This window comes from Streptomyces sp. DH12 (genome assembly GCF_020873895.1).
GTDB lineage: Bacteria > Actinomycetota > Actinomycetes > Streptomycetales > Streptomycetaceae > Streptomyces.
Genome location: NZ_JAHWGT010000415.1, coordinates 1 through 629 on the forward strand (window position 1 = coordinate 1; position 629 = coordinate 629).

Genomic DNA, 629 nt, shown 5'->3' on the forward strand with positions numbered 1-629 from the left:
GGGCACGACCTCCAGGTGGTACCGGTCGAGCAGGTCCTCCGGGGAGTCCCACAGGCGCAGCCCGGAGCCCAGCTTCACCGGCGACACCGCCACGTGCAGGGTGTCCACCAGACCGGCGTCGAGGAACTGCCGCACGGTGGTGACCCCGCCGCCGAGCCGGACGTCCTTGCCGTCCGCCGCCTCCCGCGCCAGCTCCAGCACCCGCTCCGGGTCGCCGTCCACGAAGTGGAACGTGGTGTCGGACAGCGTGAAGGACGGACGCGGGTGGTGGGTCATCACGAACACCGGCGTGCGGAACGGCGGCTCGTCCCCCCACCAGCCCCACCACTCATGGTCCTGCCAGGGCCCGCGCTGGGGCCCGAACTTGTTGCGGCCCATGATCTCGGCGCCGATGTTGTTCTTGAAATCACGGGTGAAGTAGTCGTCGAGGCCCCGGGTCCCGCCGGGGTCGGTGCGGTTGGGCCAGCTCGCGGTCGCCCCCGCCCAGGCGAACATCCTGCCGGGGTCCACATGGCCGAAGGGGCGCTCGAGGGTCTGGTCCTCGCCCGCGCCGATCCCGTCGGCCGAGACGTTGAAGTTCTGCACGCGCAGCAGCTGAGGCACTGTCTCTCCTGACATCGGTGACAGTG

1 protein-coding gene is annotated in these 629 nt (G+C 70.7%); it reads right to left on the minus strand.

What is annotated here, in order from left to right; translation table 11 throughout:
• A partial coding sequence (locus LPA54_RS34900) for a dihydrofolate reductase family protein (RefSeq protein ID WP_228984629.1) occupies window positions 1-603 on the minus strand: 603 nt, incomplete at its 3' end.
• Window positions 604-629: the final 26 nt, after the last annotated feature.